Annotated in this window: 7 protein-coding genes and 2 tRNA genes; 6 read left to right on the top strand and 3 right to left on the bottom strand. The window is 63.2% G+C overall.

Annotated elements, in window-relative coordinates; all coding sequences use genetic code 11:
• The first annotated feature begins 99 nt into the window (after positions 1 to 99).
• A tRNA-Leu gene (locus VDP82_RS10120) sits at positions 100 to 184 on the top strand.
• 172 nt (positions 185 to 356) lie between these two features.
• Here VDP82_RS10120 and parE read toward each other — a convergent pair.
• A complete protein-coding gene (gene parE, locus VDP82_RS10115; protein WP_323014725.1) occupies positions 357 to 2,372 on the bottom strand; it encodes a DNA topoisomerase IV subunit B in 2,016 nt (671 codons plus the stop codon).
• 193 nt (positions 2,373 to 2,565) lie between these two features.
• Between parE and VDP82_RS10110 the strand changes: the two genes are divergently transcribed.
• From VDP82_RS10110 to VDP82_RS10100, 3 genes are all read left to right on the top strand, one after another.
• On the top strand, positions 2,566 to 2,889 hold the full coding sequence (locus VDP82_RS10110; RefSeq protein WP_323014724.1) for a hypothetical protein: 324 nt from the start codon (positions 2,566 to 2,568) through the stop codon (positions 2,887 to 2,889).
• Between the two features lie 631 nt (positions 2,890 to 3,520).
• Positions 3,521 to 5,050 (top strand): ATP-binding cassette domain-containing protein, encoded by a 1,530-nt coding sequence (locus tag VDP82_RS10105; protein ID WP_323014723.1) that lies wholly within the window; start codon positions 3,521 to 3,523, stop codon positions 5,048 to 5,050.
• A gap of 161 nt (positions 5,051 to 5,211) precedes the next feature.
• Positions 5,212 to 5,859 (top strand): PilZ domain-containing protein, encoded by a 648-nt coding sequence (locus VDP82_RS10100; protein WP_323014722.1) that lies wholly within the window; start codon positions 5,212 to 5,214, stop codon positions 5,857 to 5,859.
• A 54-nt stretch (positions 5,860 to 5,913) separates the two neighbouring features.
• On the opposite strand, the gene glnA is transcribed toward VDP82_RS10100, so the two are convergent.
• The gene (glnA, locus tag VDP82_RS10095; protein ID WP_323014721.1) at positions 5,914 to 7,323 is read right to left on the bottom strand and encodes a type I glutamate--ammonia ligase; all 1,410 of its coding nucleotides are present in this window, start codon (positions 7,321 to 7,323) and stop codon (positions 5,914 to 5,916) included.
• Positions 7,324 to 7,366: 43 nt separating this feature from the next.
• Positions 7,367 to 7,705, bottom strand: a complete 339-nt coding sequence (locus VDP82_RS10090) for a P-II family nitrogen regulator (RefSeq protein ID WP_323014720.1) — start codon at positions 7,703 to 7,705, stop codon at positions 7,367 to 7,369.
• Between the two features lie 291 nt (positions 7,706 to 7,996).
• On the opposite strand from VDP82_RS10090, the gene VDP82_RS10085 reads away from it, so the two are divergent.
• Positions 7,997 to 8,081, top strand: a tRNA-Leu gene (locus VDP82_RS10085).
• A 48-nt stretch (positions 8,082 to 8,129) separates the two neighbouring features.
• Positions 8,130 to 8,510 (top strand): trigger factor family protein (locus tag VDP82_RS10080; RefSeq protein ID WP_323014719.1); only part of this gene is annotated, 381 nt, incomplete at its 3' end.

Genomic DNA, 8,510 nt, shown 5'->3' with positions numbered 1-8,510 from the left:
CCTGCGCACGATTGTTGATTTAACCGCTTGAGGTTGTGAGAGACCTTTGCTACATCCCCACTCGCTTCGCCCCCTTGGGGCCTGGCTCTACCAAAGTGTGCGGTCGTGGCGGAATTGGTAGACGCGCAGCGTTGAGGTCGCTGTGCCGCGAGGCGTGGAAGTTCGAGTCTTCTCGACCGCACCAAATACATCAAAAAAGCCGTGTAACCCTCGGGTTACGCGGCTTTTTGATTCATGGGGCTTTGAGCTGTCTTACAGCATGTCTCCCGAAAGTGGGAACCGGTTTCGGGATAAAGACATGCGCAAAAACAAAAGGCTAAAGCGCATGGAGCGAATCTGAAAGATCGCGACGCGCTTTAAATATCCAGATCCGTGACGAAAGCCGCGTTTTCCTGGATGAAGTCGAAGCGGGCCTCGGGCTTGGTGCCCATCAGACGCTCGACGCTGGAGCGGGTGGCGTCGAGATCGTCGCGCACCTTGACCTGCAACAGCGTGCGCGTCTTGGGCGACATGGTGGTTTCGCGCAGATGCGCGAAGGGCATTTCGCCCAGGCCCTTGAAGCGGGTCATGTCCACCTTGCCCTTGCCGGTGAACTCGCTGGCCAGCAACTCGTCCTTGTGGGCGTCGTCGCGCGCATAAAGCGTCTTGCCGCCCTGGGTGATGCGATACAGCGGGGGCAGGGCCAGATAGAGGTGGCCGGCATCGATCAGCCGGGGCATTTCCTGGAAGAAGAAGGTGATGAGCAGCGAAGCGATGTGGGCGCCGTCCACATCGGCGTCGGTCATGACGATGATCTTGTCGTAGCGCAGGTCTTCTTCGCGGTAGCGGTCGCGCGTACCGCAGCCCAGCGCCTGGATCAGGTCGGAAATAAGCTGGCTGGCATGCATCTTTTCGCGGCTGGCGCCGGCGACGTTGAGAATCTTGCCGCGCAGCGGCAGCACCGCCTGGTTGGCGCGGTTGCGCGCCTGCTTGGCCGAGCCGCCGGCCGAATCGCCCTCGACGATGAAAAGCTCGGCCCCCTGTGCCGCTGTCTGGGTGCAGTCGGCCAGCTTGCCGGGCAGGCGCAGCTTGCGCGTGGCGCTGGCGCGGTCGATTTCCTTTTCCTTGCGGCGGCGCAGGCGCTCCTCGGCGCGCTCGATGGCCCAATCGAGGAGCTTGCCCGCCTGGTTGGGCGAGGCGGCCAGCCAGTGGTCGAACGCGTCGCGCAGGGCAGTGTCGACGATGCGGCTGGCCTCGCCCGAGGCCAGCTTGTCCTTGGTCTGGCCGACGAATTCGGGCTCGCGCACGAAGACCGACAGCATGGCATTGCAATGGGCGAAGACGTCCTCGGCGGTGAGGATGGCGGCGGCCTTGTTCTTGGTCAGCTCGGCATAGCTCTTGAGGCCGCGCAGCAGCGCGGTGCGCAGGCCGGCCTCATGCGTGCCGCCGTCGGGGGTGGGCACGGTGTTGCAATAAGAGAGCACGCCGCCATCGCCCAGCGTCCAGGCAATGGCCCATTCCACCGCCCCGTGGCTGCCGGGCTTGCCGCTTTTGCCCGAGAAGATCTCGTCGGTGATGCGGGTTTCGCCCTCGATACGCGCGGCCATGAAGTCGCGCAGCCCATCGGGGTAGTGGAACACCGCCTTGGCGGGCACTTCGGGCTTGGCCAGGCTCTCGTCGCAACTCCAGCGCAGTTCCACGCCGCCGAAGAGATAGGCCTTGGCCCGCGTCATGCGGAACAGGCGCTCGGCGGAGAAATGGGCGTTTTCGCCGAAGATCTGCGGATCGGGATGGAAGCGGGTGGTGGTGCCGCGCCGGTTCTGCACGCGTCCCACCGGCTCGACATCCTGCACCACTTTGCCGCGCGAGAAGACGATGCGGTAAAGCTGCTGTTCGCGCGCCACCTCGACCACCATGTCGTCCGAGAGCGCATTGACCACCGAGACGCCGACGCCGTGCAGGCCCCCCGAGGTCTCATAGGCCTTGGAATCGAACTTGCCACCGGCATGGAGCACGGTATGGACGATTTCGAGCGTCGAGCGGCCGGGGAATTTGGGGTGCTTTTCCACCGGGATGCCGCGGCCATTGTCGCTGATGGTCAGATAGCCATCGGCGCCCAGATGCACCTCGATGCGCGTGGCGTGGCCGGCGATTGCCTCGTCCATGGAGTTGTCGATCACCTCGGCGAAGAGGTGGTGATAGGCATTGGCGTCGGTGCCCCCGATATACATGCCGGGGCGGCGGCGCACCGGCTCCAGCCCTTCGAGCACCTCGATGTCGGAGGCCGAATAGGTCCCCGGCGCGCTGGCGGCCGCCGGCTGGGCCGGGGCGGGTTGGGGACGCCGGGGTTCGGGCTCGGGCCCGCCGCCGAAAAGATCGTCTGCTTGCGACATGCACATTCCACGCTTGCGCCCGAATCAGGCGTTTTGGCCTTTTAGCATAATCCAGCCTGTCCTCGCCCAAGGCGGAACCGAAAGGCTACCGGTGCTTTCTCCACAAAGCTGAACGCCAGATGAACGGGTGGTTCCGCCCCCGTTCAAACGGTAACGTCATGATGACCGGTCAGGTAAGTGAATGGAGGCCGCCATGTTCCGAACCAAGGCATTTGTCGCGCTGGCGCTGGTGACGGCGCTGCTGGCCGCCGCGCCCGCCCAGGCGCAGACGTTTCGCTTCGGCATGTTTTTCGGCGATGAGCGCTCCGATTTCTATCCCGAGCGCATCACCTGCCTCACCCAATATCAGGTGCGCCAGGCGGTGGCGCAGCGCGGCTACACCAATATCGCGCTCAATGTGATGAACGACAAGCATGTCGAGGTGCGCGCTACCCGCGATGGCTGGGTCTACCTGCTCGATTTCAACTATTGCACCGGCCGCATAGAGGGTCGCCAGCAGTTGCGCCCGGCGCGGTAGCTGCGTTTCCCGCCACCATCGCCGTCGCCGGGCCCGTCGTTGCAATCCGCCCTGCCGCGCCAAGGGGAGCCGGTTTTTCCTATCGCCACACCCATTTGCTTACACAATCGTCCCAAGATCGGGCGGTCGGTTTACGTTCCGTTTGCTTCTTGAAAGCACTTTTTTAAAGGCGCGCTGCTAAAACAGGGCGCATACGGTTTTTGTCTGGAGTTGCCGTATGCGAGCCGATCGGGATCATCGTTCTGCGTATCCGGTCCGGGCCGGCTCAACTCTTCTCGGTGTTTGGCCGCAAGCCGGATTTTCAGGTATTGCGTACCGGCTGGCCAATCTCGCAGCGCCCCGTTTCGGGGTGCTGGTGCTGGTGTCGGCGCTGTTTTATTTCCTTTGATTTGTGCGGCCGGCGGGATTATCCCTAGTTTCGTGCCAGACAACCGGACAGGGAGGGCGCGCCAATGCTGACTGCCCATCGCACCCGTGGTCCTGTTTTCGCCCTGTGGCTTGCGCCGCAGGGCTGACCGGTACCGGCAAGGATATCCAATCTCTGCTTCTCAACTGGTTTGCCCTTCGTGGCGGTTTCTGACCGCTTTTCGATTGCATGGGCGCTTCGGCGCCGCACTCCAGTGAGACACAAATGGGCTCCATCAGCCTCCGCAATGCCGGCCAGCGCGCCAGCGACATTCTGTTTTCCAATCTCAATCTCGTTATTGCCGAAGGCGACCGCGTCGGTCTCGTCGCCGGCAATGGCCGGGGCAAGACCACGCTGCTGCGCGCCATGGCCGGGCAGGGCGAGCTGAGCGAGGGCGAGATCGTGCGCTCGCGCGGGCTTGCCATCGGCTATGTCGAGCAGGACCTGCCCGCCGCCCTGCGGGCCCTGACGCTTCGCGAGGCGGTGCTCGATGCGCTGCCCCCGGCCGAGCGCGAGGGCGAAAGCTGGCGGGCCGACATGGTGCTCGACGAATTCGAAATGCCCTCCGCCATGCGTAACCGCAAGCTGACCGAATTGAGCGGCGGCTGGCAGCGCATGGGGCTCATTGCCCGCTGCTGGGTGCTTCAGCCCGATGCGCTGCTGCTCGACGAGCCGACCAACCATCTCGACCTCGCCCGGCTTTACCAGCTGGAACGCTGGATCAATATTGCGGCGCGGGCGCTGCCGATGGTCATCGCCAGCCATGACCGGCAGTTTCTCGACGCCACCACCAATCGCACCCTGTTCCTGCGGCCCGGCCAGTCGCCTTGTTTCGCGCTGCCCTACAGCACGGCGCGGCTGGCGCTGGCGGAAGCCGACGAGGCCGCCGAGGCGCAGCGCGAGCGTGATCTCAAGGAGGCCGGGCGCCTGCGCCGGCAGGCCGCCAAGCTCACCAATAACGGCATCAATTCGGGCAGCGACCTTTTGACGGTCAAGTCGAAATATCTGCGGGAACGGGCGGCCCGCATCGAAAATGCCAGCCGCCCAGCCCATCGCGAGCGCAGCGGCGAGATCCGGCTGGGCAATAGCGGTGCGCAGGCGCGCGTGCTGCTCTCCATCCAGAATGCCACCGTCACCAGCCCCTCCGGCGCGGCGCTGTTCCATATCGACAAGCTGCACGTCTTCCAGGGTGACCGCCTGGTCGTCCTCGGGCCCAACGGGGACGGCAAGTCGCAATTGATCGGGCTGGTGCATCGCGTCATGGCCGGCGCGGAAGCGCCGGGTTTTCGCGTCAGTCCGCAGGTGGTGCCCGGCTATGTCGACCAGGCCATGAGCTTCCTGCCGGTCGGGGAAAGCCCGCTTGGCTATATTGCCGGGCGCTTCGACCAGGGTGACCAGCGCAGCCGCAGCCTGCTCGCCGCGGCGGGTTTTGCCGTGGAACGGCAGGAGCGGCCCATTGCCGAACTCTCCTTCGGCCAGCGGGCGCGGCTCGGACTTCTGGCCCTGCGCCTGTCCGAGCCCAATTTCTACCTTTTGGACGAGCCGACCAATCACGTCGATATCGCCGGGCAGGAGCGGCTGGAGGCCGAAATCGTCGAGCATGGCGCCACCTGCCTGCTGGTCTCCCATGACCGCAGTTTCGTTCGCGGCCTGGCCAGCCGCTTCCTGGTCATCGACGGCCGGCGCCTCAGGGAGGTGGACAGCCCCGAGGCGCATTTCCGGGCCATGGGCGGCGGGGAGGGGGGATGCGCCTGAAGTAATCAATTTTAATATTTCCAGTAATCGGCCCGTAACTTCGGGAAACGCTGGAGCCGGGAAAACAAATCCATCCGGTTTTCTCCTTAACCAACCGGAAGGATTTGCGGATTAGTACCGACCGAATTAATGCTGTTCTCGAAGTTATGGGAGGGGGGCCCATGTTCCAGGACGCGATACCGCACGACCATCCGGTTCGTTCCGCCTTTGACTGGCATGATGTGCGCTTCATCGGCGCCATGGCGGGCCGCTATGCGCTGACCGACAGGAAGCCGGCCGATGACGGGCGCCTCGCCAGCTATGCCTGCCGGCTCTGCTCCATCTCCACCCGCATCGGGGTGTTCGTCGCTCCGGTGGTGGGCGTGCGCGGGGAGGCGGTGCTTGCCCATGTCGATGCGTTTGGCATGCTGCGCGGCACGGTGGCGCGGGCGCTGCCCAAGGGCTTCGTGATGAACCTGGCGCTCAGCGAGGCGGAGCGGGACCGGCTGGGCGGCCGGATCGTCTGGCAGAAGAAGCGCGTGCATGAGCAGGTGCCCGACAAGCGCGACTCCAAGCGCGTTCTGCCGCGCGAGCCGCGCACGATGCTGACCCTGGCCGATGGGAGGCAGGTGCCGTGTTTCGTCATCGATATTTCCCGCTCGGGGGTGGCGGTCTCGGCCGATCTGGTTCCGGCCCTGGGCACGTCCATGGCGCTGGGTAAGCTGGTGGGGCGCGTGGTGCGCCATTTCGACATCGGTTTCGCCCTGCAATTCGTGCAGCTTTATGAGCGCGACATGCTCGAAGCCATGATGGCGCCACCGGAAAGCTGAACCGGCGCAAAAAAAGGGCCCGTTTCCGGGCCCTTTTCCATTTTTCTCTGCCGGTCAGGCCGAATAATACATCTCGTATTCGACCGGGTGCGGGGTCTGCTCGAACTTGAACACTTCCTGCATCTTGAGGTCGATATAGCTGTTGATGAAATCGTCATCCATCACGCCGCCGACCTTGAGGAAGTCGCGGTCGGCCGAAAGGCTGTCCAGCGCTTCGCGCAGCGAGCCGCAGACGGTGGGGATTTCCTTGAGCTCTTCCTTGGGCAGCTCGTAGAGATCCTTGTCCATCGGGTCGCCGGGATGGATCTTGTTGCGGATGCCATCGAGGCCCGCCATCAGCAGGGCGGTGAAGGCCAGGTAGGGGTTGGCCAGCGGATCGGGGAAGCGCACTTCCACGCGCTTGGCCTTGGGCGACTGGCCGAAGGGGATGCGGCAGGAGGCCGAGCGGTTGCGGGCCGAATAGGCCAGCAGAACCGGCGCCTCGAACCCCGGCACCAGGCGCTTGTAGGAGTTGGTGGTGGGGTTAGTGAAGGCGTTGATGGCCTTGGCATGCTTGATGATGCCGCCGATGTAGTAGAGGCAATCCATGGACAGGCCGGCATACTGGTCGCCGGCGAAGAGCGGCTTGCCGTCCTTCCAGATGGAGGAGTGGCAATGCATGCCCGAGCCGTTGTCGCCATAGACCGGCTTGGGCATGAAGGTGGCGGTCTTGCCATAGGAATTGGCGACCTGCTGGACGACATATTTGTAGATCAGCACGTCGTCGGCCGACTGGATCATCGGCTTGAACTTCAGCCCCAGCTCATGCTGGGCCGAGGCCACTTCGTGGTGATGCTTTTCGATGATGACGCCCATCTGCCCCATGGCTTCGAGCATTTCCCCGCGCATGTCCTGTGCGCTGTCCACCGGCGGCACCGGGAAATAGCCCTTCTTCAGGCCGATATGGTGGCCGTTATTGCCGCCTTCATATTCGGTGTCGTTATTGGTCGGCAGCTCGGAATGGTCCACCGAGAAGCCCACCTTGTAGGTGGTGTTGGAATAGCGCACATCGTCGAAGATGAAGAATTCGGGCTCGGGGCCGAACACCACCAGGTCGCCGATGCCGCTCGACTTGACCAGCCCTTCGGCCTTCTTGGCGATGGAGCGGGGGTCGCGGTTATAGGGCTGGTAGGTGGCCGGCTCCAGGATGTCGCAATTGATGGCGAGCGTAGCGGCGGCGAAGAAGGGGTCGATATAGGCCGAGGCCGGATCGGGCATCAGCACCATGTCGCTTTCGTTGATGGCTTTCCAGCCGGCGATGGAGGAGCCGTCGAACATCACGCCATCCTCGAACATGTCGGCATCCACCACGCTCACATCCATGGTGACGTGCTGCAGCTTGCCGCGCAAATCGGTGAAGCGGAGGTCCAGATATTTGATGTTCTCATCCTTGAGACGCTGGATGATGTCGCTTCCGGTGGTCATTCACTGTTCCTTGTCAAATCGGAATGCTGGGAATCTTAAGTGTTCAGAGCGCGTCGTCGCCGGATTCGCCGGTGCGGATGCGGATGGCCTGCTCGACCGAATAGACGAAGATCTTGCCGTCGCCGATGCGCCCGGTCTGGGCGGCGGTGCGGATGGCCTCGATGGCCTTGTCGGCCAGCTCGTCGGGGCACACCACTTCCACCTTCACCTTGGGCAGGAAGTCGACGACATATTCGGCGCCGCGATAGAGCTCGGTATGCCCTTTCTGGCGTCCGAAGCCCTTGGCCTCGGTCACGGTGATGCCCTGAAGCCCCACCTCTTGCAGCGCTTCCTTGACCTCGTCGAGCTTGAACGGCTTTACGATCGCCTCGATTTTCTTCATGTGAGCCTCCATATGCCGCGAGCGGCTGCTATCGCCCCCTGATATGCACGGGCTATGCCAGAGCAGGCCGGTTTAAAATTCTATTTCATTTCATTGGGTTATGCAGGGTCTGGGGCAGGGCACTCCCGGCCTTCCGGGTGCTTTTGCTGTATTTTCAGGCAATCTGCCTAAAGAATGAGCAGGCAATTCTCCGCCTTCCCCTTGCATGGGGCGGGATGCCGGGGATTCAGGCTTTGACTGGCTTTCCGACTTCATATAGATGCAACCCCAACCCGGCCAACGGGTCCTATTGCGGGCGTGGCGGAACTGGCAGACGCACTGGATTTAGGTTCCAGCGCCGCAAGGCGTGGAGGTTCGACCCCTCTCGCCCGCACCACACCGGGACCCTCGCCCTACGTGATCAATGAATACGGGACAAAACCGAATGCAGGTTACCGAAACCCTCAATGAAGGCCTGAAGCGCAAGCTGAGCGTCACCATTCCGGCCACCGACCTCAATACGCGCCTCGACGCCAAGCTCGAAGAGCTCAAGGGCCAGGCCAACATCAAGGGCTTCCGTCCCGGCAAGGTTCCGGTTGCGCATATCCGCAAGATGTTCGGCCGCTCGGCCATGTCGGAAGTGATGACCGACGCCATCAACGACACCGTTTCGGCGACGCTGGACGAGCGCTCCGAGCGCGCCGCCGCCCAGCCCAAGGTCGATCTGCCCGACGATCAGGCCGTCATCAACGAAGTGCTCGACGGCAAGGCCGATCTGGCGTTCGAAGTCGAATATGAAGTGCTGCCCGCCGTTTCGCTGATGAAT

It is taken from the genome of Devosia sp., assembly GCF_034675085.1.
Classification (GTDB): domain Bacteria; phylum Pseudomonadota; class Alphaproteobacteria; order Rhizobiales; family Devosiaceae; genus Devosia.
This window is presented reverse-complemented; position numbering and strand designations above follow the sequence as displayed.

Excerpts from the sequence above, each read along its gene's own strand:
- parE (WP_323014725.1), bottom strand. The coding sequence starts at position 2,372 with ATGTCGCAAGCAGACGATCTTTTCGGCGGCGGGCCCGAGCCCGAACCC.
- VDP82_RS10110 (WP_323014724.1), top strand. The coding sequence starts at position 2,566 with ATGTTCCGAACCAAGGCATTTGTCGCGCTGGCGCTGGTGACGGCGCTG.
- VDP82_RS10105 (WP_323014723.1), top strand. The coding sequence starts at position 3,521 with ATGGGCTCCATCAGCCTCCGCAATGCCGGCCAGCGCGCCAGCGACATT.
- VDP82_RS10100 (WP_323014722.1), top strand. The coding sequence starts at position 5,212 with ATGTTCCAGGACGCGATACCGCACGACCATCCGGTTCGTTCCGCCTTT.
- glnA (WP_323014721.1), bottom strand. The coding sequence starts at position 7,323 with ATGACCACCGGAAGCGACATCATCCAGCGTCTCAAGGATGAGAACATC.
- VDP82_RS10090 (WP_323014720.1), bottom strand. The coding sequence starts at position 7,705 with ATGAAGAAAATCGAGGCGATCGTAAAGCCGTTCAAGCTCGACGAGGTC.